Genomic DNA, 22853 nt, shown 5'->3' on the forward strand with positions numbered 1-22853 from the left:
AGTGCCGGCAGGGACAACGGTTACGGCGTCTCGTTCTCGGCCGGACCGGGCACCGGTGCCCGGCAGCCCGCCGGTTCCGAGCTCAGGCACGGCCGTCACGCTTCTGGTAGACATCCGGGATCCCGTCTCCGTCCTCGTCGAGCGTTTCGATCGCGGCGATCCGTTTGTAGGCGCGGTTGCGGGCGACGAGCACGACAGATGCGCACAGTGCGCTGAGCAACGATCCGCACAGGACGGCAACCTTGACGTGGTCCGCTGCCTCGGTGCCCGCGCCGTAGGCGAGGTCCCCGATGAGCAACGAGACCGTGAAGCCGATCCCCCCGAGCAGCGCGACACCGAACACATCCACCCAGCTGAGCTCCTCGTCCAGTTGCGCACGCGTGAACCGAGCGACCAGAAAGCTGACGCCGAAGATTCCGATCGCCTTACCGATCACGAGTCCGGCGATCACACCCACAGAAATGGGATCGGTGAGGGTGTTCGTCAAACCGGTCAGGCCTCCGACCGTGACGCCTGCGGCGAAGAACGCGAACACCGGGACGGCGACCCCGGCGGACAGGGGGCGGATTCGATGTTCGATGTGCTCGGCCACCGGCACGCGCTTTCCGGCGACCATCCGTGACACCGGGACCATGAAGCCGAGCAGTACACCCGCGACGGTGGCATGCACTCCCGATTCGTGGACGAGCCACCATGTGACGAGTGCCAGGGGAACCAGCACCCACCATGCTGTCACCCCGCGCTGCATCGCGAACCCGAAGGCCGCGAGCGGCAGCAGGGCAAGACCGAGGTAGAGCAGGCTCACGTCGTCGGTGTAGAAGACGGCGATCACGGTCACCGCCAGAAGGTCGTCGACGACCGCGAGCGTGAGCAGGAACGTTCGCAACGCCGTGGGCAGATGACTTCCGATCACAGCGAGGACGGCCACCGCGAACGCGATGTCGGTTGCTGTCGGCACCGCCCACCCGCTCAGGGCGCCGCCACCGCCGCCCATGTTTATTGCGACGAAGATCAACGCCGGGACCACCATGCCGCCGAGCGCGGCGGTGACGGGCATCGCGGCGCGGCGTAGGTCGCGCAAACTCCCCTCGATGAATTCACGCTTGAGTTCGACACCCACGACGAAGAAGAAGACGGCAAGCAATCCGTCCGCAGCCCACGTGCCCACCGACAGGTCAAGGTGGAGAGCCGAGGGGCCCACGGTCGTCTCTCGTAGCGCGTGGTAGGAGTCGGACCACCCTGAATTCGCCCAGATCAGCGCGGCCAGCGCCCCGAGCAGCAAGAGCACCCCGCCCACTGTTTCCCTGCGCAGAATCTCTGCCACGCGGCGGGATTCCTCCCAGGAACCGCGGGACAGAAAAGGCAGGCCGGAGAAGATGCTCGACATCACACGTCCTCAGGGGAGATCGCGGCCGACTGTCGTGCAAGGCGGCACCGGCCCCACCCGGAATTCACGGACGGGCCCCGCAATCCGGCAGACGGGGATAAAGACTCAACGCAACGGTACACACAGTCCTCCGGCTCGAGAGATAGTTCCTCACTCTGCCGACCAGACTTCCCGGCGCACCGCGAAGGACACTACCGCAAAGTTCTGGCATCATCTCTCGCGTGACGACGGAGCGGATCGAAGTGCAACGGACGATCAAGGCCGAACCTGCCGCGATTTTCTCGGTGTTGTGCGACCCCCAGGGGCATGTGGCGATCGATGGCTCGGGCATGTTGATGGACGCGGAAGGTGATGTGGTCACCGCGGCCGGAGACACCTTCGTCGTCCACATGGACCGGGAAGCACTCGGCGACATTCCGATGGGTGAATACGATGTCACCGTCACCATCAAGGACTTCGTGCCGGAGCGGGAACTCTCCTGGACCATCCTGGGGAAGGTTCGTCCGCAGATCGGGCACGTCTACGGATACCGAATCGAACCGGCCGACGACGGTTCCCTCGTGACCTCGTACTACGACTGGTCCGAAATCGACCCCACGTGGCGGGAGACCGGCATCTTCCCGGTGATCTCGGAGGCGACGCTGAAATCCACTCTCGGAATCCTCGCGCGCACCGTGGCGAGGGGATACCCGCGCTCCTCCCCCGGTCCAGGTCACGCGTCCGGGCCGGACACGATCTCGACATAACCGTCCGATCCGTTCACGCGGATACGCTGTCCGTCGCGGATCAGCCGGGTCGCGTGCTGCACGCCGACCACCGCCGGCACACCGTATTCCCTCGCGATCACCGCGCCGTGGGTCATCAGCCCGCCCACTTCCGTGACCAGCCCCTTGATCGACACGAACAGCGGGGTCCAACTCGGATCGGTGTACGCGGTGACGAGAATGTCGCCCGGCGCGAGATCGGCCCGTGCCATGTCCGAAACCACGCGAGCGCGTCCTTCCACAACTCCGGCGGAGACCGGCGTGCCGGGCACGGCGCCCTCCGGAACGTCTTCGCGCCGGTACTCCCCCGACAAGGCCTCGCCGTCCGACGTGAGCACCCGCGGCGGGGTGAGAGTTTCGTGGACCGCGAACGCTCGTCGCCGGTCGCGGACGAGGTCGTCGCATCTCCGGCGCGTGCGCACCACCCCGCGCAACTCGGCGTAGGTGAGGTAGAAGGTGTCGTCTTCCCGGTCCAGGACACCGTCCCGCACCAGTCGTGCAGCCTCTTTCGAGAGCGCCTGCTTGTACACGAAATAGCGGCTGACCATTCCGTACTTCGGATACTCGCGATATCCGGAGAAGGTGCGGAGGCGAGCGATCATGCGCTCGGTCTCGTCCGCCTTACGTGCGCCGTCCGGTAGGGCACGCAGGCGTTCGAGCACCTCGTGTGCTTTCGACTCGGCTGCACGCCGGCCGTCCTCGAAGCGCCGGTGCGCAGAGCCCGGCGTGAAATTGTCGATGTCGGCGACGATCACCGGGACGAGCGCAGTCGGACGTTCACGCCAACGCGGCCGGGTGATGTCGATTTCCCCCGCGCACCGCATCCCGTACCTGTCGAGAAACCCTTCGATGGCCGCCGCCGCCTCTCGGCCTCCCACGACGTTGCCCAGGTCGTCCAGGAAAGTGTCGTCGTCACACCCCGATTCTTCGACGCGGCGGAGGAACGCCACCGCATCCGGGTGCGGACGGATTGCGTCCGCGACGTCGAGGAGCGCCAGGCCCATCTCGGAGGTGACGTTGTGGGGAACGGATTGTGCGAGCGTGTCGGCCGCATCCTTCTCTCCGAGCCAGGTGTGGAGACGATCCGACAGCCAGCGGGCTGAATCCATCGCCGCCGTGATCACCTCGAGGCTTCGAGGCTCGAACAGGATGCGCCTCAACTCCTGAATGTCGGTTTCCACGAAATCGATGAGCGCTGTACCGCACTTCCCCCGGATGTCCTGCTTCAGAGTTGCGAGTGACCCTTCGGCATGCGCGATCAACTCGGTGACGATGTCGGGGCCCGCATCGATCAGGTCGGCGCCGATCGGGCGTTCTCCGGGCGCGCCGTCGCGGGCAGGCGGAACGACGCTTGTTCGAGCGACGAGTGTGCTGAGCGCGTCACCCAGGTGCGGGTCGGACGCCCCGAGAGCATCCACCAGCGACTCGCGGCTCGCGGGGGCCGACAATGCGGTGGTGACGTCGACGAACAACCGCCCACCGGCCGTGCGCATGGGCGCGAGACTCGTCAACTGCCATACCGAGATTCCCAGCGGCTTCATGGCGTCGGTCATCATCTGCTGGTGGCCGACCGAGACGTAGACGTGGTATTCGTCGTCGTCGGCCTCCGGGATCGGGAAAAGCGTGGTGATCGGCCGACTCTGGACGACGCTGAATTCACCGTCGGCAAAACACCATTCGATGTCCTGTGGGCACCCGAAGTGCGATTCGATCACGCGACCCGAATGTACGAGTCGAAGGATCCGGTCGTCGGACAACACCGCGTCGGACTGTCGTTCCCGGGCGATGTCCCGCAGTCGGGTGCCGCCTCCGGGAGCGGGTTCGGTGGCATGCCGTTTCACGGCGACGGTCGCGGTGATGTCGGTGCCCCGCACCCGATAGACGTCGGGGGTCACCCCGCCCGAAACCAAGGCCTCACCGAGACCGAAGGTGGCCTCGACGGAAGTGACCTTGCGATCGGACGTGAGCGGGTCCGCGGTGAACATCATCCCCGCCGCCTGTGGGAACACCATCCGCTGCACCACCACCGCCATCCGGACCGTCCGATGGTCGAAGCCCATCTGCGCGCGGTAGGCGACCGCGCGTTCGGTGAACAACGACGCCCAGCATCGTGTGACGGACCGAAGAACCGATTCGCGACCCACGACGTTCAGGAACGAATCCTGTTGACCGGCGAACGAAGCCGACGGGAGGTCCTCCGCGGTCGCACTGGATCGGATCGCCCACGCCTGCTGTTCACCGAATCGGACGAGTGCGCCGGCGATGTCCGTCGCGACATCGTTCGGCACGGGACGATCTTCGATCGCATCCCGGATCTGCGCGCTCAGTCGGCGCAGTTCGTCGCGGTCGTCCGCTGCAGTGGCGGACAACCGGTCCAGCAGTGCGTCGAGCGACGGCACCTCGTCGACGGCCCGCCGGAAGGCGTCCGTCGTGACACAGAACCCTGCGGGGACATGTATTCCGGGGATGCGGGTCAGTTCCCCCAGATTCGCCCCTTTGCCTCCGACCGTTCCGGCGTCCGTGCGATCGATATCTTCGAGGCTCAGCACATAACTCATTTCGCTCCCCTTTGCCCGCGCTACCGCTTCCTGTCGGCGAGTATGAGCCGAAAATTCGGTGCTCATGAGGTCCGGGGTTGCGGTATAACGTGAAAGGGGGGTGAGATTCGAATGTTCCGAGGAACGTGTCGTCCGGCCCGAGCGCTTGTTCCGCCGAATCCCGGCGCCTGCTCCGCTGCAAGATGCCACAATCGGCAAGTCGTCGACGTCCCTCATTTCGAACTCACCGGAGGAGAGACATGCACCGGAGACTCACCCGATCGATCGTCACCCCACTCGCTGCCGTCGCGGCCGCGTCACTGAGCGTGGGTGCGGCTCACGCCGGCCCGTGGAACTCCGTCGACTTGTTCCCGCCGAAGGACCCCGTTGAAACACCTTTCTGCAGCATCGATTACGTCGACCCCAACGACTTCGGTCGCTCCGACCGAAGTGATGTCACCGTGTCCTCGCCTGCGCCCGGACAAGTGCTTTTCACCTTCCACACCCGCTCGCAGTCTGCGGCGCCGTACACACAGAGAGCCCATGTGATCTGGGCAAACCTCGACACCGGTTTCAATGGCGGCGGCGAGGCAACGGCGCGTATCGAGGAGGGTGAAACCACCATCGAGTTGCCTGTCCAGATCACACAGCCGGGTCGGATCACGGCGGTCACCGGTGTCAGCAACGCCGCCGACGACGGGCAGAACCACACGTACTACGACTGCTCCACCGAATACACGGTGCCCTGACCCGCCACGCCGCCGTCCTGATACTTGATCAGGACGGCGGTGTCGATATCACGTCCGCGCGAGCGGCGGCCGTCACGTCGAAAGCCGTCTCGTCGAACGTCGCGAGTTCTTTCAGCATTCTGTTCGTCGACCAAGGCCAGTTGAAACTGTTGCGGCCGTTGACGTCGAAGAAGTAGCTCTGGCACCCGCCGGAGTTGTACACCGTGCCGGCGAGTCCCTCCTGGACGCGGGCGTTGAAGGAGTCCTGCGCGGACCGGCGGGGTTCCACCCGAGTCCATCCCTCCCGGCGAGCACGGGTCAACACCTGGACGACGTGGCCGAGTTGCGCTTCGAGGATCGTGAATGCTGAGGTGTGGCCGGTACCGAGCGACGGGCCGAGCAGCACGAACGCGTTCGGGAAACCGGCGACCGTGGTACCGAGATACGCCTGTGGACTGCCTTTCCAGTGGTCGTCGAGGCTACGGCCCTGCGCGTCGAAGATTCGGGTCGCGACCGGCATGTCGAGAATATGGAAGCCGGTACCGAAGATGATCGCGTCCACGGCGGTCTCGGTTCCGTCCGCCCCGACCACGACGTTGTCCCGGACCGACTCGACGGCAGTGGGGTGCACCTCGACGCCCGGTTGTGTCAACGCCCGGTAGTACTCGTTCGAGAACAGGAGGCGCTTGCAGCCCAGCGTGTGCCGAGGCGTCAGCGCCTCGCGTAACCGGGAGTCGCGCACCTGAAGTCGAAGCCATGCCTTGCCCAGTTGCTGAATCACCTTCATGATCCAGGGGTTTCGGAATCCGAGTCCGAGTGACTCCATAATCGCGTACTCGACGCGCCGGAGAGCGCCGTGCGCGCCCGGCACACGCCGGAGGACGGTGCGTTCGACTGCGCGCAAGGCGTAGTCGGGCTTGGGCAGCACCCACTGGGCGGTGCGCTGATACACGTGCAGGGCAGCGGTTTTCGGCTGAATCTCGGGGACGAACTGTACCGCCGAGGCGCCTGTGCCGACGACCGCCACTCGCTTTCCGGTGAGGTCGTATCGGTGGTTCCACCGCGAGGAGTGGAACACCTCGCCCGGGAACGTGTCGAGCCCGGGAATGTCGGGTACGAGGGGTTCGTTCCAGGGACCTGCCGCGGCGATGAGCGCGCCTGCCGTGATCACTCCGGCAGATGTGTCGATGATCCATCGGTGAGTCGGCTCGTCCCAACGGGCACGAAGCATCTCGGTACCGAACCGGACCCGGGGGAAGATCCGGTGCTCGCCGGCCACCCGCTCGACGTACCGACGTATTTCTTCCTGCCCGGCGAACAAGCGCGTCCACTCCCGATTCGGAGCGAACGAGTACGAATACAGGGCCGACGGGACGTCGCACGCACATCCGGGATATGTGTTGTCTCGCCACGTGCCCGCAACCGAGTCCCCCTTTTCCAGGAGAACGAAGTCGTCGATCCCGTGCTGCCGAAGTGCGACTGCTGCGCCGATACCGGAGATTCCGGCCCCCACGATCACGACTTCGTGGTACCTCATCGCCGTTCTCCCAGCGTGGCCGGATTCGGTACGACGAGGACCCGTCGTCGACCGAATGCTCCGGGCACGCTGCCTGCAATCGCCCCCGGAGCGAAGTGTGTGTAACTCGCCGTCATACGAAGAAGCTACCAGGTACCACGGTCGCGCCGGATACTTCGAATCCCGAGTCCCGCAAGGCGTCGCCGTGGCGACGATTCCTCAGGCCGCGTACGACGCCACCGGCGGCACGAGTGACGCGAGCACTGCGGGAGCCTGATGCACGCTGAAAAGAGGGATTCCTGCCTCACGCACCCGGTAGACGAGTTCGGCCTCCGCTGCGGAACATATCCCGTCGAGGACTTCTTCGGTCGCCACAGCACCCCAGACTTCACCCGTGGCCGGGAGTGCGCTCGTGGTCGTCCACCCGTGTTCCTCCGCCCAGTCCTGCACAGCGGCCCAGTGATCGGCGGCGGCAGAATCGGCGGGCGTACCCACCAGAACCAAGTGTTCCTGTCCAGCAGTCATCGGAACTCCACATCGTCTCGTTCGCGGTACCACGTTCCGGAAGCGGAGTGTCCGCTCGGACACCCTCCCGGGGTATCCCTATCGATACCGCGTCGAGCGCTTTGCCAAACCCGATCGGGGCGAGTTGTGTCGCTGCTAACAGCGGTGACAGCGCAGTCCGAGTCCGTGCCCACTCCGCAACAGTGCCCGTGCCCGTGCGGCGACGGGGTCATTGCGGGGTGGCGTCCCCCGCGCTCGTCGATCCCGATTCCACCAGTCGTGCTGCGATGTCCGCGAGTGCGATGTTGCTGTCCTGCGACAGCTTTCGCAGCAACTCGAAGGCGCGCACGGAGTCGACACCGAAGCGTTCCATGATCATGCCTTTGGCCTGGCCGATGACGTCGCGGCTCGCCAGCGCCGACGAGAACTGTTCGTGTCCACGTGCAGCGCTCAGCGCCATCGCCGCGTGCGCGGCCAGAACTTCGGTGATTGCCTCCGCGTCGGGACCGAACGCCGCCGGCATCGGGGAGAACAGGTTGAGGGCGCCCATCGATCCGTTGTCCAGGTACAGCTGAAACGACAGGGTGCTGAGCACACCCGCCCGCACCGCCTCGGCCGCGAATCGTGGCCACCGTGTTTCCGTCCGAAGATCGTCCGATCTCACGACCATGTTCTTCTGCGCAGCATCGAGGCAAGGTCCTTCGCCGAGTTTCTCCTGCACGGCGTCGAGTTCTTCCGGCAGCCTCGCCGTGGCAGCGAACGACTCCACGGTCCGCCCGCCGGTCACTGTGAGGATGTCGGCCCACTCGGCGTTCGGGACCAACTCGACCGCTGCGGCCGTAACTCCGCTCAAGGTGTCGGCGAGGCTACTGGGACGGAAGAACTCTCGAGCCAGTTCCGCCATCCGGCGAGCAAGATCCTGCGACTCGGGCAAGGAGTTCATGAACGTCCTCTTTTCGTCGGCCGCGCTCCGTACTACGAGGGTACGAACGTAGCGCCGACACTTCACCGGAACCGTCGGATGGACCGGCGGCATGGCGTCCGGGACCGGACGACCGGATCGACCCCGAAGAGAGTCGGCCCCTATCCGGCCCTGTCCGGTACCGAATCTCCGACCTGCCGTCGCGGTTGCAAGCGGGTGGCGCCCGCCAGGCCGATCACGAGGAAGCCGGCAGCGACGAAGAGCGACCACCTGGTGGCGTCCGCGAAACCGTCGGACAGCTCGTCGGCGGTCTCGGGACCGGCCGGACCCAGACGGCCGGTGTCGCCCTGATCGCGAATGGCCGGAATGGTGCTACCTGCCGAATCACGGGTAGCGTCCACCAACTCGGACTGCACTTGTGGCGGTAGCGGCCCCGTATCGAGGCGGTCTGTGAGGCTGTGTGCCAATCCCAGCGAGAGCACGGTCCCGAGGATGGCGGTACCCAGCGCCGCGCCGAGCTGCCGGGAAGTGCTCTGAATAGCGGATCCCTCCCCCGACTCCGACGTCGGGATGTCGACCAGCACGGTGCCGGTGAGCTGCGCCGACGCCAGCCCCAACTCCCTCGGCCGTCTGCTCGAGTGGCAAGGTCAGGTCGAATACGGCTCCCGGGTCGATGGCGCGGTTCCAGATCAGATCGATCAACTCCGGCAGGAAGCGCCGAACCGGCGCAGGCCCGCCGTGCAGATGCACGTCGGCGAAGAACAGTTCGTCGCCGGGCAGCGAGACGTCATGGGAGACACCCACAAAACCGATGTGCCCGCCCGGGCGGGTGGACCGGATCGCCTGCATCATCGACTGCTGCGTTCCGACCGCCTCGATCACGGAGTGCGCTCCCAGTCCGGACGTGAGGTCCTTGATCCTCGCGACACCCTCGTCCCCACGCTCCTCGACGATGTCGGTGGCTCCGAACCGGCGCGCCAACGCTTGGCGATCGGCGTGGCGGCTCATAGCGATAATCCGGTCCGCGCCGAGTTGTTTCGCCGCCAGAACGCCCAGCAAGCCGACCGCACCGTCCCCGACGACCGCGACCGTCTTGCCCGGCCCGGCTTCCGCGGCGACAGCGGCGAACCACCCGGTTCCGAGCACGTCCGACGCCGCGAGCAGCGAGGGAAGGAGATCCGCGTCGGGTCGGCCGGGTGTCGGGACCAGCGTTCCGTCGGCCAACGGGACGCGCGCGAACTCGGCCTGAGTCCCGAGCGCGCCCATCGGTACCGCGTGAACGCACCGTGACTGATAGCCGGCGCGGCAGATCTCGCACGTGTTGTCGGACGCGAAGAACGAACCCACGACGAAGTCCCCGACCGCGATGTTCGATACCGCGGCGCCGATCTCGGTGACCGTCCCGACGTATTCGTGGCCCATCGGCATGTGCTCTGCCGAGTCCGCACCGCGGTAGGGCCACAGATCCGAGCCGCAGATGCAGGTCGCGTCCAACCGGATGACCGCGTCGGTCGATTCGACGATCACCGGATCCGGACGATCCTCGATTCGCACCTCACCCGGTCGCTCGAGAACGACTCCGCGCATGTTGTCTCCTAGGTCGGCCGACGAGGCGCCATCCGAGCGCACCTCGACACCGGGTCCGCAGCCACCGTCGTGCGGCGTCAGCGGTCTCGATGTGCACCCCGCCCGGGTGCTGTGCTCTCTCAGCGTGCACCTTCCGGCCGCCGACGACACCGAATTGCTCACCCGAAGGTCACAGTACGAGCACTTGCGTCCGGGAATGTGCTCCCCGGCGAATTCCGACTGATCTGATGGACACCACGTGAGCTGCTGGACAAGGCGCCGGCCAGGGGTGCGATCCCCTCGCGGCGGCACGGCGAATCGGCCGAGTGAGGAGCAAGCATGCAGATCGTTCGCAACACGCTCGATACCGGCACGGGGCCGGAGGACTGGTTCACCGGCGACGTCTACATCGATCCGGTTGCCGCTGCACCGCCGCCCTCCCGGGTGTCGGCGGGTCTCGTGCACTTCATGCCCGGTGCCCGCACACACTGGCACCGGCACCCCCTCGGCCAGACGATCTTCGTCACGGAGGGCATCGGGTTGTGCCAGCGTCGAGGTGGTCCCGTCGAAGAGATAAAGCCGGGCGATCGCGTGTTGTTCGAAGCGGACGAGGAACACTGGCACGGGGCAGCACCGAACCGGCTGATGACTCACCTCGCCATCAACGAAACGGACGACGAGCACGATACGGTCCACTGGCTCGAGCCCGTCACCGACGAGGAGTACTTCGGAACGCCCCAAGAGGATTACGGGACAATCCCTGAGGCTTGACTTCACCAAATCAAGGGCTCACACTTGACCAATGTTCGTCCTGACCGTCGATCAACGAAGCAGCCGCCGGGACGTCGACCGGGTGTCGGAACTACTCACCGACCTGCGCGACCCGCGCCTGCTCCGCCCGTTCGACCGGACTGCCGGTGACGAAGTCCAGGCTGTCGCCGACAACGCCGGTGTCGTCGTCGACCTCGTTCTGGAGTTGCTCCGCCGAGAGCGCTGGAGCATCGGTGTCGGCATCGGACCCGTCGAAACGCCCTTGCCGAAACAGACCCGCGCAGGCCGTGGGCCGGCATTCGAATTCGCTCGCCGCGCCGTCGAACGCGCCAAGAATGCCGTCGGGCAGATCGCTGTCGACGGAGTCGATGCCGAGGCGGCAGCGGACGCCGATGCCGCCCTGACCCTGCTCGCCACTGTCGTCCTGCGGCGCTCGCCGCAGGGACACGACGCCGTGGCGCTCGCCCGCTCCGGTGCGACACAGGCACAGATCGCGGACGAACTCGGCATCACCAAGCAGGCGGTGTCCCAACGCCTGGCTGCGGCCGGATGGCGCGCCGAAACCGCGGGAATCACCCTCGTGCAGCGACTACTGGAAAAGGCTGATCGATGACCGTTCTCGCGCTGGTGTGCCTCGCCGTCGCAGTCGTTGCACCCGCGCTGTCCCTTCGGCCCGCACTCCCGGCCTGGGTCGGCGCGGCGGTGACGACCGCGGCGCTCGGCGGTGCCGCGCTGGCTGCGTCCGCGACCGCACCGGTACAGGGAGTCGCGTTGGCGGCGACCCTCGTCCTCACCACTCTGGCCGCCGTCACCGGTGGCGGACCGGCGGTGCTCGTCGCCTTCCGGGTCGCTCGTCGTCAGCCGGACGCCGGGCCGGACCCGGCTCCCCCACCCGGGCCGTTGCGCGGCGGCAGGGTGATCGGGGTGCTCGAGCGCGGGGCCGTCGCGGTATCGATCCTCGCCGGATGGCCCGAGGGCATCGCCGTCATCATGGCCGTGAAGGGCCTGGCGCGGTACCCGGAACTACGCGAACCGAACGCGTCCGAGCAGTTCATCATCGGTACCGCCACCAGCGTCCTGTGGGCATGCGCCGCGTGCGGAGTCGGGAACGCGCTCGTCACCTGACGCGGCAACCGCCCCCTACTGCTTCGGAACCTCTTCGCCGACTTCCTCTTCGAGCGACGGGACGAGCCCTTCCTGTGCGGGCTCGGGCGCCGGCAGGGCCGACGATCCGCCGACGTTCGACGGGCGTTCTCCCGCTGCGACCGGGACCGCGGGGTCGACGGGCTTACGCGCGACGGCCTCGGCTTCGGCGACGGCTTTCGCCACCACCGGGTCGGTCTTCATGTCGAACCAGTCACTGACCTCCGCCGAGTCGTCCTCGGGGCGCTGAAGATCCTCGTCGACCGCGCTCGGTTCGAACCGGAACACTCCGTCCTCGCCCTTGGCGCCGAGCGCACCTGCGAACCCCTTGAGGGCATCGCCGAAGTCGCTGGGCACGAGCCACACCTTGTTCGCGTCGCCCTGGGCCATCTGCGGGAGCGTCTGCAGGTACTGGTAGGCGAGCATTTCGGGCGTGGGCTTGCCGGCCTTGATCGCTGCGAAGACCTTCTCGATGGCCTTTGCCTCACCCTGCGCCTCGAGGTACTGCGCCGCCCGGTCGCCCTGGGCACGCAGGATCCGGGACTGCCGCTCGGCCTCTGCCTCGAGAATCGCGGCCTGCTTCGATCCCTCTGCCGAGAGGATGCGGGCCTGCTTGTCGCCCTCGGCGGTCTTGATCGCAGCTTCGCGGTGCCCTTCAGCCGTGAGGATCGTCGCGCGCTTCTCGCGGTCGGCTTTCATCTGCTTTTCCATCGACTCCTGGATCGACGGCGGCGGATCGATGCTCTTGAGCTCGACGCGCGCGACCCGCAGGCCCCAGCGCCCGGTCGCCTCGTCGAGGACGCCGCGAAGCTGCCCGTTGATCGAGTCCCGGGAGGTCAGGGTTTCTTCGAGGGTCATCCCGCCGACCACGTTGCGCAGTGTCGTGACGGTGAGCTGCTCGACGGCGGCGATGTAGTTGCTGATCTCGTACACCGCAGCCTGCGGGTTGGTGACCTGGAAGTAGACCACCGTGTCGATGCTCAGCGTGAGGTTGTCCTTGGTGATCACCGGCTGCGGCGGGAACGACACCACTCGTTCGCGCAGGTCGACTTTCGCGCGGATACGGTCGACGAACGGCACCAGGAACGTGAGCTGCCCCGACGCGGTCCGGAAATAGCGGCCCAGCCGTTCGATGACGGCGGCTTCTGCCTGCGGCACCAGGGCCACCGACTTCACCACCACGATCACGACCAGCACCACCAGGACGGCGAGCACGATCAACGCTTCCATAGGTCAGACACCCCTCCATACGACGGCTGTCGCGCCGTCGATCTGCATCACAGTCACGGTTGTTCCGGGTTCGTACACTTCGGTGACGTCGAGCGGCCGCGCCGTCCATACGTCCCCGTCGATCTTCACGCGACCCGCGTGCTCGCCCACCTGCTCGAGCACCAGGGCGTGTTTGCCGGGCAACGCCTCGACCCCCGTCGTCAGCGCCGGCGGGACGGAGTACCTGCGTCGCAGGATGGGCCGAACGCCGAGAAGCAACACGAGCGAGAACACCGCGAACACCACGGCGTCGATCCACACCGGCGCATCGGTCGCGGCGGACACCCCGGCAGTGCCCAAGGCAGCGCCGCCGAGCATCAAAAGCACGAAGTCACCGGTGAGTGCTTCCGCCGCCGCCAGAGCCACGCCGGCAATCAGCCATATCAGAGCCGCCACAAAGACCATCGAACCATAATTCGGACATCCCGGCAGAGACGCAGGTCACAGGCTTGCGGAGCGGTTCTCACGGACACACCCACCGTGGCGGGCGCAATGACCGAGCACGTCGGCGGACTGTCCGTGATCATGGAAAGTGACGGGCTCGGGGCACCCAGCCCCGCCTTCCCCCAGATCGGAGAGGCCACGATGAACACCCCCACGAGTTCACTGAGCGATGAGGACCTGGAGTTCCTCCGGCGTCCCCTGCACGGATTCGTCAGTGTGGCGGCAGGACCGGTCCCGCCGCAGCCCCGGCCGGTCTGGTTCGAGGCCACCGACGCGGGCACCGTCGACCTGTTCACCGCCCCGGATTCCCTGAAGGTCCGGCGCCTGCGGCGCGACCCGCGCGTGTCGATCGTGGTGGCCGCCCCGGTCGGTGAACGTGAACGCTGGGTATCGGTCGCGGGCAACGCCACGATCGAATCGGACGGAGCACACGAGTTGTGTTCCCGTCTCGCCGCGCGCTATTGGGATCTCGACGACCCGGTGCGTGCCGCCGATCTCGCCGGAATCCTCGCCGAAGATCAGGTCCGCATCGTCATCCACCCGGAGAGACCGTGCACCGGTACATGTACTGAGCGCGGCGCTCAGTCGCCGTCGTCGGGTTCGGTGACGAAGTCCACGAGTCGCTCGACGGCGCCGATCAGCGGGGCCTCGAGATCCCGGAACGACGACACCGAGTTGTAGACCCGGCGCCAGCCCTCCTGCGGGGTTCCCCACCCGAGTTCGCGGCAGACGCCGGTCTTCCAATCCTGCCCGCGGGGAATCGTCGGCCAGGCGTCGATGCCGACGACCTTGGGCCGCACCGCTTCCCACACGTCGATGTACGGGTGGCCGGTGACCATGACATGGGGGCCGAGGTTCGCGGTGAGCCGCTCCTCCTTCGACCCGGTGACGAGGTGATCGGCAAGGACACCGACCCGCCGTCCCGGACCGGGCCGGAAATCGGCGAGGCGCTCCGCGAGGTTGTCGAGGCCTTCGAGTTGTTCGACGACGACCCCCTCCACACGAAGATCGTGGCCCCACACCTGTTCGACCAGAGCCGCGTCGTGCACGCCCTCGACCCAGATGCGGCTGCCGCGAGCGACCCGCGCCCGGAGTCCCTCGACCCTTGTCGAACCGGAGGCCGAGCGGGCCGGTGCCTGTGCGACCGGCCGCGCCTTGGGTCGGACGAGGGTCACAGGCGCACCGTCGATCAGGAACGCGGCAGGCCTCATCGCGAACAGGCGGGTCCGGCGCTGTCCGTCCTCGAGGCGCACGAAGTCGCCGTCGTAGGTGCGTTCGATGCCGACGATCGCACCGCACCACCCCGACGCGGCGTCTTCGACCACGAGATCCTTCTCGGCCTCGAGTTCCGGGACGGCCTGCTTTCGCTTGCGGTTGTGTCCGGCAAAGATGTCGCCGTAGCTATCGCGTGGACTCACGCCGGTCAACGTTAAGACAACGGCAGCGGCATGCGGTCGTCGCCACGCCGGGCGGCAGCGCGTCCTATGCTCGTTCCGTGAGTTCCCCGAGCCAGAGCCTGACGCTGTGGGCCGGCGCATGGCTCTCCGGCCATGCAGCGCCCGACGAGGTCATCGATGCCCTGTACGAGTGGGCGCCGATGCACCTCGTCGTTGCCGCCGACCCGGATGCGCAACACCGCGCCGGCCTGACCGGCCAGGACCCCGAAGACGGTGCCGCCGGACTGCTCACGGTGATCCGGCGGGTCGATCCTGCCGGGGGCGCGGGTATCCGGCTGGTGCTGCCGTCTCCGGGCGATGTGCGCGGCCTGCCCGCCGGCGTTGCCTTCTCCGCAGCGGCAACGGCCGCCGGCGAGGGAGTGCTCGTCGGAGCGCCGGGAACGCCCGGACTCGGCCTTGTCCCGACCGTCGAAGGACCCGACGTACTCCGCTGGACCGTGTTCGCCGTACCGGTGGTGCCCGAACTCACCGATCTTCCCGGTCTCGGGGAAGCCGAATTCACCATGCGCGAAGCGGTGCGTGACGCCGCCTCGACGCTCGCCGGTATCCGCACGGTCGGTGACGACGCGCGCAGCACCGACCCACGTGCCGAGATCGCCGCGGAAATCGCCGAACTGGCCCGTCACCGGTACCCCGACACCATTCCGCAGCGTGCCGTGCGCATCCTCGACTCCGCCGGTCAGGTCGCGGCGATCCTCACCGTCGCCGGGCGCGGGGGTGGTCTGCGCGCTGCCACGGCGACTGCCACCGCGGCGCGCGAGGACGCATTGCGTCCGTTGTGGACGGCTGTGAGAAACGCGCGGGTCGGAGCGGTCGACGCGGCTCTGCACGCTGCCCGGCACAACTGACGGTTCCTCGCGGACGCGCTTCCCGACAACCCGGACCATCCGAACGAGACCGACAAGCCTGCGTACCCCCGACTGTTAACCTGCCCGCCGCCGTTCCTTACGACGAGTAGACCCTGCCATTCAATCCGGCCACCCACGCTGTGTCCCGACGGAACGTTGTTCCGGAACCGTTGGAACATCGAGTGGCAAGGGATGAATCTTGGATCCGATCGAGGTGGCCGGGACGTTCAACGTCCGCTGTTGTGGGACCGGGCATCGCTCCCGGCGTTCTGTTCCGCTCCGCGGCGCTCGACCACCTCACCGAGCACGGCCGGAAAGCACTGCACGCGCGGGGAATCACCACCGTGATCGATCTGCGGGATCCCACCGAACGCGCCACCGCCGAGGCGATCCGCTGGAAGGTGGTCCACAATCCTCTCTTCGACCCGCGGGTCGGGCCTCCCCGGTCGGGTGACATCGTCGCGATCTACCGCGCACTACTCGACGAGCGGAGCGACGCGCTCCTCGACGCACTGCGTGCACTCGCCGCCTCCCCCGGACCGGCCCTGGTGCACTGCGCCGTCGGCAAGGACCGCACGGGGTTGGTGGTCGCCCTCGCCCTCGCCGCGATCGGCGTTCCGGATGCCGTCATCGTCGACGACTATGCCCGCTCCGGCGCGCAGGTCCGTCCGCACCGGGAGACTCCGGTTCACGAGACGTTGCGGCGACTGATGCTCGCACCCGAGGAGTATGCCCGCGCCCTCGAACTGCATCTGGACTCACCTCCCGCGGCGATGGCCGCCACTCTCGAGTACCTTCGGGACCGATACGGCACGGTGCACAGCTATCTCCACAACCACGGCTTCACCTCGGGCGATCTCGCCGCATTACGGAGGCGACTCCTCGCGGACGCGCCCGGTGGCGACAGCACCGAACTCACCGTGCTTCACGTGAGCGATGTGCACGCCACCGCCGGCGAGCCGCTCTTCCCGGACGTCGACGGTATCGAGCGGCTCCGCCGCGTCGCCGACCATGTCGAATCCTCGCTGCTCCGACCGGATATCGTCGTCGTCACCGGCGATCTGGCGCAGCACGGCGCGGCGTCGACCTACCCGGCACTCGCCGGTGCACTCGAAGACCTGTGTATGCGCCTCGGGTGCCCCGCGGTCGTCGTGCCGGGCAATCACGACGCGCCGGCGGCTTTCGCATCGGTGTTCGGCCGGCATCCCGTCGAACACGTGCGTGGTTTCCGCGTGATCGGGCTCGACAGCTCCGCGGGCCGGCTCTCGCGCGACGAGCTGGACCGTTTGCGCCGCGAACTGGAGTCGCCCGCGCCGAACGGCACGGTTCTGGCTCTGCACCATCCACCGATCCCGTCACCTGCGGCCGCACTCGCCGGACGCGAACTGGTTGCCTCCGAACAACTCGCGGCGGTGATCCGCGGATCCGACGTCGTCGCGATCCTCGCCGGCCACTTCCACCATCCGATGAGCGGAATGTTCGCCGGAATCTCGCTGTGGGTGAGCGGTTCGCTCGCCTACCTGCAGGACGTCGGGACACCCGCCGGCACCGTAGTCGGGCTCGACTCGCCGGGCTATTCGCTCGTGCGCTGCTCGCGGCACGGCGTCAGTGCACTTCCCCTCTCGCTCCACACCCCCGAGGTGTTGTTTCGGTCGAGCCCCACGCTCACCGTCGCCGCGCCCTGAACCCGACCCTCTCACTCCCCCGATCAGGAGAAAAGTTCGTGACATCACTGCCCCGTCTCGTCTCGGTCGCCGCATTCGGCACCCTTACCGCCCTCACGCTCGCCGCGTGTTCCGAGCCCGCCGCGTCCGATTCGGCGTCCGCCGGTACCTCCCCAGCGGCCGAGGACCGGACGCTGACGGTCTACACCTCCGAGCCCCAGGCCAAGATCGATGCCCTCACCGCCGCGTTCACCGAGGAAACCGGCATCGCCGTCGAGGTGTTCCGGGCCGGCACGGGCGATTTGACCGCACGCATCGAGGCCGAACGCGCCACCGGCCGCATCAACGCCGACGTGCTGCTCGCCGCCGACGCCCCGACCTTCGAGGGCTACAAGGACGACGGCCTGTTGCAGCAGTACACCCCCGCCGACGTGAATGCGCTCGACCCCGACGTCGTCGACCCCGAGGGCTACTACGTGGGCACCCGGATCATCCCGACCGTGATCGCCTACAACACCACAGCGATCGATGCGCCCCCGACCGCATGGCAGGATCTGGCCGACCCGCAGTACCTCGGCAAGATCACGCTGCCGAATCCCGACGTATCCGGAGCGGCTGCGTACAACACCGCGGTGTGGCTGAACACCCCCGAACTCGGGGAACGGTGGCTCGAGTCGCTGGCGTCGAACGAACCGGCGGTCGCCGAGAGCAACGGTCCGGTCGGTCAGGCGGTCGCCTCCGGAACTCAGCCGGTGGGCATCGTGGTCGACTACCTGGTCCGTGAACTCGCTGCGAAGGGATCACCGATCGCGTTGTCGTACCCGACCGACGGCGTTCCGTACATCTCGCAGCCGGCGGGAATCTTCACCGATTCCGACAGCACCGAGGCAGCCCGGAAGTTCGTGGACTTCCTCGTCGGCAAGCGAGGCCAGAAAATGGCCGTCGAGCAGCAGTACCTGCCGGTGCGTGGCGACGTCGGTACCCCGGAGGGTGCGCCGGTGCTGTCCGAAATCGCCCTCCTGAACCCGGATCTGCAGCAGATCACGAAGATCCAGAACGAGGCCGTCGAGAAGTTCAATGACCTCGTCGGCTGACACGCTCCCTTCGCCCGTCGCCCGGATCCCGTCCGGGCGGCGGCCCGATCCGGTCCTCGGCCTGCGGGTCGCGCTCTGGGTGTTCGTCACCGTCCTGATCGTCGCGCCGCTCGCGACGGTCGTGTCGCTCGGCGCGGGCGGCAACCACATCGGGCAGTTGATCGACGACGACATCGCCGGCGCCGCCGCCAACAGCATCGTCTCGGCGGGCCTGTCCGCGCTGTTCGCCGTGGCCCTCGCCACCGTCATGGCGTTGCTGCTCGACCGCACCGACCTTCCCGGTCGCCTCATTCTCCGCCTGATCCTGTTGTCGCCGTTGTTGATTCCTCCGTTCGTCGGAGCAATCGCCTGGACCGGATTGCTGGGTCCGAGCGGCATGGTGAACCAGTTCTGGTCCGAGCACTTCGGCGGTCCGCTGTGGAACATCTACGGCGGCGACGGAGTGGTGTTCCTGCTGACGGTGCATTCGTATCCGATGGCGTATCTCATCATCGCCTCGGCGCTGAAGAAGGTACCCGGCGACCTCGAGCAGGTCGCACGGATCGGCGGCGCCTCACCGTTGCGCGCGATGCGCACCGTGACCTTGCCGCTACTCCGCCCGGCACTGCTGGCCGCCTTCACCCTCACTGCGGTGTCCAACCTCGCCGACTTCGGTATCCCCGCGCTGGTAGGGCTACCCGAGCGGTACACGACTCTGTCCACGATGGTCTACCGCTACATCCAGTCGGGAACCGTCGACCGGCCCCTCGAGGTCGTGTCCACGATCGGAATCGCGTTGCTGCTGCTGGCGGTGCTCGCGGTGGTCGCCGACCGACGACTGTCCCGGCGCCACCGGCAACTCGACGGACCGGTCACGGCGCCGCAGGTCCTCCCCCTCGCCGCCGCCCGGATTCCGTCCGGTGCCGTGGCGTGGATCGTCGGGTTGTCCCTTACGGCGCTTCCGATCCTTGCACTCGCCGGGCAGGCGCTGCTCCCCGCGCCGGGCGTCCCCCTGACATGGGACAATCTCACTCTCGACAGCAACGTGGCTGCTGTCACCGCCCCGGGGACCGTCGTGGGCGTCCGGAACTCGGTCGTGCTCGCGGTCGGCGCCGGGATCGTCTGCGCCGTAGCCGGACTCGCAATCGGGGTGCTCACCACCCGCACCCGATCCCGGGACAACGCGGGCCTGGACCTTTTGGCGATGCTGCCTCAGGCGATTCCCGGCCTGGTCATCGCTGTGGGTTGGCTGATCGTCGGTCGCTACACCGGCCTGTTCGATACCCGCTGGGTGATCCTGTGCGCGTACGTCACCGCGTTCCTCGCGATCGTCGTGCAGGCGGTGCGGGCGCCGTTGTCGACGACACCCACATCACTCGAAGAGGCCGCCCGCTCGTCCGGGGCTTCCCACCTGCGCTCTCTGCGCGACGTGCCCTGGGCGATGACCGTGCCCGCCGCCGTGACCGGCGGTGTGCTGGTGGCGCTGACGGCGGTTCGCGAGCTGACCATGTCGGTGCTGCTCGTCGCACCTGGAACCCAGACCCTCGGAGTGTCGATCTTCAACCTGCAGCAGGCCGGCGACTACAACGCCGCGTCCGCACTGTCCCTGCTCGTCGCGCTGGTCGGCATCGCAGCCCTCGGTCTCGTCGCCGGCACCCGCGCAGCACGCTGAGCCCCCACTACAGCGACCCCCTTCACAGATCGGAAGTTCCCACCATGTCAGCGATCACCCTCACCGGGGTCGACCTGCACTATCCCGACGGCACCGCCGGGTTGTCCGGCATCGACCTGGATGTACGCGACGGCGAGTTCATCGCGCTGGTCGGCCCCTCGGGATCGGGCAAGACCACCCTGCTGTGTACCGTTGCCGGATTCCTCGACCCAACCGCCGGCACCGTGCGCCTCGGCGATGAGGTCGTCGCCGACGGCAGACGCAGCATCCCACCCGAGAAACGACGCCTGGGAATGGTGTTCCAGCAGCACGCGATCTGGCCGCACCGCAGTGTGGGACGCAACGTCGCCTACCCGCTCGAGGTCGCGAAGATGCCTCGCGCCCGGCGCGCCGCGCGCGTCGCCGAGGTTCTCGAACTGGTGGGCCTGCCCGGGGTGGAGAAGCGCGACCCGGCGACACTGTCGGGCGGGCAGCGTCAGCGCGTCGCACTGGCCCGGGCGCTCGCGGGTCAGCCCTGCGCCTTGTTGCTCGACGAAGCGTTGTCCGCGCTGGACGAGCCGTTGCGAGACCGACTACGTCTGGAACTGCGAACGCTCACCAGGTCGCAGAATCTGACGGTCGTGCACGTCACCCATGATCGGGCCGAGGCGCTCGCGCTGGCCGACCGGGTGGTGGTGCTCGATCACGGACGCATCCAGCAGGTGGGGACACCGGAGGATCTCGTCCGGCGACCGGACACGGCATTCGTCGCCAAATTTCTCTCGGACGCGAACCTCCTGCCCGGTACGGTGACGCCCCGCGGTTTCAGGAGTGACGACGGAGTCGTCGAAGTCGGGCGAGACCTGCTGCCGCACATACCTTCCGGCGGCGGCACGATCGCCGTGCTACCCGAGGATCTGGCGCTGACCTCGCCGGAGGACGCGGGGACCGCGCAGGGCATCGTGTTGTCGTCACTGTACGGGCGGGATGCGAGCGACGTCGTCGTCTCGTGCCGCGGTGTCGACTTCCGCTGTGCGGTGCGCGGCCCACGACCGGTGGTCGGCGACCGGGTGGGGTTGACGATCCGGCGGGCGCTGTTCTACCCCGCACCGACCGCGGCCGACGTGGCCGCTCGCGGCGCCGCGGCCCTTGCGGGAGCAAGCCGATGAGGCCGGCAACGCGGTTGGCGCTGGTGCGTCACGGCCGGACCGACTGGAACCGGCGGGGCCTGTTGCAAGGCAGCAGCGACATCCCGCTCGACGACGCCGGGACGGCAACAGGCCCGCGACGCTGCGCGGATGCTCGCCCGTGACGAATGGGATTCGGTCGTCACCTCCCCGCTGGCGCGGGCCGTGGGCACCGGTCGCATCATCGCCGCGCACCTCGGAATCGGCGTTGCGGGCACCGTCGCCGACCTGGCCGAACGTAGCTACGGCGCCGCCGAGGGACTGTCCCGAGCCGAAGCCGATGCGCTGTGGCCGGGAGAGGATTCTCCCGGGTCGGAATCGCTCGGCTCGGTCTCGTCGCGAGGTCGACGAGCCCTCGACACCATCGTCTCGATGCACCCCGGATGCCGGATCGTGGTGGTCGCGCACGGAGCGCTCCTGCGCGCGGTCCTCGGCGACCTGACCGACGTTCCGGTCCCACGCATCGTCAACGGCGCGATCAGCGAGGTCGAGTGGACAGGACGGTGGCACGTGCGCTCGGTCAACCGCATCACATCGCACGCTGCGCCGTGAGCAGCAGGTACTCCCAATCCATCGCCCCGCCGCCCAGGTCGTACCGTCGTGCGAGGTCCGCGAGATCGCGATCGAGTGCGGCCACCTTCTCCGGGTCGTCGGCGATCCCACGATAGACGGCGATGGTCGGACCGTAGTTCGCCTTGAAGAAGTCACGGAAGTCTTCGCCGGTCGCGAACCGGTCGACGCGCAACGACTCCGTGCGGGCCCGCACGTCGCCGACACGGGTTCCCAGCAGTGCCCGCACATGGCTTTCGTCGCCCCACAGCGGTGGTGGTTGCGCTCCGGGCGGCGGAGCGGGTGCGTACGGCTTCATGGCCGCGAACATCCGGCCGATGAATCCATCGGGTGTCCAGCTCAGCAACCCGATCCGGCCTCCCGGCCGGGTGACGCGCACGAGTTCGTCTGCCGCCACCTGGTGGTGCGGCGCGAACATCACCCCGACGCACGAGAGCGTCACATCGGCACTCGCATCGTCGAAGGGTAGGGCTTCCGCGTCGGCTTCCTGCCAGGTCACAGCGGCGCCGGCACTCTCGGCGTCGCGTCGGCCGGCGTCGAAGAGTTCGGGAGTCAGGTCGGTCGCCACCACGTCGGCGCCGGCCAGTGCTGCGGGAATTGCGGCGTTACCCGCCCCTGCCGCGATGTCGAGCACCCGGTCGCCGGGCCCGACCCGGCAGGCCGAGACCAGGGCCTTTCCGATCGACGGAATCACCTCTGTCGCCACGGCCGGGTAGTTGCCGAGCGCCCACATGGCCCGGTGCTTCGATTTGAGGGCGCGGTCGATGTCGAGCGTGGTGCTGGATTCGGTCATCACAGATTTCCTTCCAGGACCCGTCCCGGTCCGCCGTGCGACAGATCTCCGGGCGCACA

Annotated in this window: 22 protein-coding genes and 2 pseudogenes; 13 read left to right on the forward strand and 11 right to left on the reverse strand. The window is 67.6% G+C overall.

Features of this window, described 5'->3' with window-relative positions:
* Window positions 1-82 precede the first annotated feature (82 nt).
* Entirely contained in the window at window positions 83-1387 is a 1305-nt protein-coding gene (nhaA, locus tag AC0B44_RS15270; RefSeq protein WP_471903690.1) for a Na+/H+ antiporter NhaA, read from the reverse strand.
* Window positions 1388-1608: 221 nt separating this feature from the next.
* On the opposite strand from nhaA, the gene AC0B44_RS15275 reads away from it, so the two are divergent.
* Complete coding sequence (locus AC0B44_RS15275) at window positions 1609-2133, forward strand: SRPBCC family protein (RefSeq protein WP_471903691.1); 525 nt, start codon at window positions 1609-1611, stop codon at window positions 2131-2133.
* On the opposite strand, the gene rph is transcribed toward AC0B44_RS15275, so the two are convergent.
* Window positions 2100-4709: a rifamycin-inactivating phosphotransferase gene (gene rph, locus AC0B44_RS15280; RefSeq protein WP_471903692.1), complete on the reverse strand. Its 2610-nt coding sequence runs from the start codon at window positions 4707-4709 to the stop codon at window positions 2100-2102. The genes AC0B44_RS15275 and rph overlap by 34 nt on opposite strands.
* 239 nt (window positions 4710-4948) lie before the next feature.
* Between rph and AC0B44_RS15285 the strand changes: the two genes are divergently transcribed.
* A complete protein-coding gene (locus AC0B44_RS15285) occupies window positions 4949-5437 on the forward strand; it encodes a hypothetical protein (protein ID WP_471903693.1) in 489 nt (162 codons plus the stop codon).
* Window positions 5438-5465: 28 nt separating this feature from the next.
* Here the strand turns inward: AC0B44_RS15285 and AC0B44_RS15290 are convergent, their stop codons facing one another.
* The 5 genes and pseudogenes from AC0B44_RS15290 to AC0B44_RS15310 all read right to left on the reverse strand — a co-directional run.
* A complete protein-coding gene (locus tag AC0B44_RS15290) occupies window positions 5466-6953 on the reverse strand; it encodes a flavin-containing monooxygenase (protein ID WP_471903694.1) in 1488 nt (495 codons plus the stop codon).
* 198 nt (window positions 6954-7151) lie between these two features.
* Window positions 7152-7457, reverse strand: a complete 306-nt coding sequence (locus AC0B44_RS15295; protein ID WP_471903695.1) for a hypothetical protein — start codon at window positions 7455-7457, stop codon at window positions 7152-7154.
* Window positions 7458-7665: 208 nt separating this feature from the next.
* A complete protein-coding gene (locus tag AC0B44_RS15300; RefSeq protein ID WP_471903696.1) occupies window positions 7666-8379 on the reverse strand; it encodes a GAF and ANTAR domain-containing protein in 714 nt (237 codons plus the stop codon).
* 140 nt (window positions 8380-8519) lie between these two features.
* The gene (locus AC0B44_RS15305; protein ID WP_471903697.1) at window positions 8520-8759 is read right to left on the reverse strand and encodes a hypothetical protein; all 240 of its coding nucleotides are present in this window, start codon (window positions 8757-8759) and stop codon (window positions 8520-8522) included.
* A gap of 208 nt (window positions 8760-8967) precedes the next feature.
* Window positions 8968-9945: pseudogene (locus AC0B44_RS15310) on the reverse strand (zinc-dependent alcohol dehydrogenase family protein); the annotation flags it as partial.
* Between the two features lie 318 nt (window positions 9946-10263).
* On the opposite strand from AC0B44_RS15310, the gene AC0B44_RS15315 reads away from it, so the two are divergent.
* From AC0B44_RS15315 to AC0B44_RS15325, 3 genes are read left to right on the forward strand one after another with little or no spacing between them, the layout of a single operon-like run.
* Window positions 10264-10695, forward strand: coding sequence for a (R)-mandelonitrile lyase (locus AC0B44_RS15315; protein WP_471903698.1), 432 nt, complete (start codon window positions 10264-10266; stop codon window positions 10693-10695).
* Window positions 10696-10726: 31 nt separating this feature from the next.
* Window positions 10727-11308 carry a hypothetical protein gene (locus tag AC0B44_RS15320; RefSeq protein ID WP_471903699.1) on the forward strand — a complete coding sequence of 194 codons (582 nt, stop codon included), beginning with the start codon at window positions 10727-10729 and terminating at the stop codon, window positions 11306-11308.
* Window positions 11305-11820 (forward strand): hypothetical protein, encoded by a 516-nt coding sequence (locus AC0B44_RS15325; RefSeq protein WP_471903700.1) that lies wholly within the window; start codon window positions 11305-11307, stop codon window positions 11818-11820. The genes AC0B44_RS15320 and AC0B44_RS15325 overlap by 4 nt, the downstream gene beginning before the upstream one ends.
* 15 nt (window positions 11821-11835) lie before the next feature.
* Here AC0B44_RS15325 and AC0B44_RS15330 read toward each other — a convergent pair whose 3' ends face one another.
* The gene (locus tag AC0B44_RS15330) at window positions 11836-13068 is read right to left on the reverse strand and encodes an SPFH domain-containing protein (protein ID WP_471903701.1); all 1233 of its coding nucleotides are present in this window, start codon (window positions 13066-13068) and stop codon (window positions 11836-11838) included.
* Between the two features lie 3 nt (window positions 13069-13071).
* Window positions 13072-13512 (reverse strand): NfeD family protein, encoded by a 441-nt coding sequence (locus AC0B44_RS15335; protein ID WP_471903702.1) that lies wholly within the window; start codon window positions 13510-13512, stop codon window positions 13072-13074.
* A 180-nt stretch (window positions 13513-13692) separates the two neighbouring features.
* On the opposite strand from AC0B44_RS15335, the pseudogene AC0B44_RS15340 reads away from it, so the two are divergent.
* A pseudogene (locus AC0B44_RS15340) lies at window positions 13693-14123 on the forward strand (pyridoxamine 5'-phosphate oxidase family protein).
* Window positions 14124-14132: 9 nt separating this feature from the next.
* Here the strand turns inward: AC0B44_RS15340 and AC0B44_RS15345 are convergent.
* Window positions 14133-14969, reverse strand: coding sequence for a DUF3097 domain-containing protein (locus AC0B44_RS15345; protein ID WP_471903703.1), 837 nt, complete (start codon window positions 14967-14969; stop codon window positions 14133-14135).
* Window positions 14970-15046: 77 nt separating this feature from the next.
* On the opposite strand from AC0B44_RS15345, the gene AC0B44_RS15350 reads away from it, so the two are divergent.
* The 7 genes from AC0B44_RS15350 to AC0B44_RS15380 all read left to right on the forward strand — a co-directional run bounded on the left by AC0B44_RS15350 (window position 15047) and on the right by AC0B44_RS15380 (window position 21983).
* A complete protein-coding gene (locus AC0B44_RS15350) occupies window positions 15047-15856 on the forward strand; it encodes a hypothetical protein (RefSeq protein WP_471903704.1) in 810 nt (269 codons plus the stop codon).
* Window positions 15857-16098: 242 nt separating this feature from the next.
* Window positions 16099-17541, forward strand: a complete 1443-nt coding sequence (locus AC0B44_RS15355) for a tyrosine-protein phosphatase (RefSeq protein ID WP_471903705.1) — start codon at window positions 16099-16101, stop codon at window positions 17539-17541.
* A 38-nt stretch (window positions 17542-17579) separates the two neighbouring features.
* Window positions 17580-18614 carry an ABC transporter substrate-binding protein gene (locus AC0B44_RS15360; protein WP_471903706.1) on the forward strand — a complete coding sequence of 345 codons (1035 nt, stop codon included), beginning with the start codon at window positions 17580-17582 and terminating at the stop codon, window positions 18612-18614.
* Window positions 18598-20265: an ABC transporter permease gene (locus AC0B44_RS15365; protein ID WP_471903707.1), complete on the forward strand. Its 1668-nt coding sequence runs from the start codon at window positions 18598-18600 to the stop codon at window positions 20263-20265. Before AC0B44_RS15360 ends, AC0B44_RS15365 begins: the two co-directional genes overlap by 17 nt.
* Before the next feature lie 44 nt (window positions 20266-20309).
* Window positions 20310-21413 (forward strand): ABC transporter ATP-binding protein, encoded by a 1104-nt coding sequence (locus AC0B44_RS15370; protein WP_471903708.1) that lies wholly within the window; start codon window positions 20310-20312, stop codon window positions 21411-21413.
* On the forward strand, window positions 21410-21556 hold the full coding sequence (locus AC0B44_RS15375; RefSeq protein WP_471903709.1) for a histidine phosphatase family protein: 147 nt from the start codon (window positions 21410-21412) through the stop codon (window positions 21554-21556). The genes AC0B44_RS15370 and AC0B44_RS15375 overlap by 4 nt, the downstream gene beginning before the upstream one ends.
* Entirely contained in the window at window positions 21543-21983 is a 441-nt protein-coding gene (locus AC0B44_RS15380; RefSeq protein ID WP_471903710.1) for a histidine phosphatase family protein, read from the forward strand. The genes AC0B44_RS15375 and AC0B44_RS15380 overlap by 14 nt, the downstream gene beginning before the upstream one ends.
* Here the strand turns inward: AC0B44_RS15380 and AC0B44_RS15385 are convergent.
* Window positions 21961-22794, reverse strand: a complete 834-nt coding sequence (locus tag AC0B44_RS15385; protein ID WP_471903711.1) for a class I SAM-dependent methyltransferase — start codon at window positions 22792-22794, stop codon at window positions 21961-21963. The genes AC0B44_RS15380 and AC0B44_RS15385 overlap by 23 nt on opposite strands.
* Window positions 22795-22853 lie beyond the last annotated feature (59 nt).

Source organism: Rhodococcus sp. NPDC019050 (genome assembly GCF_055664235.1).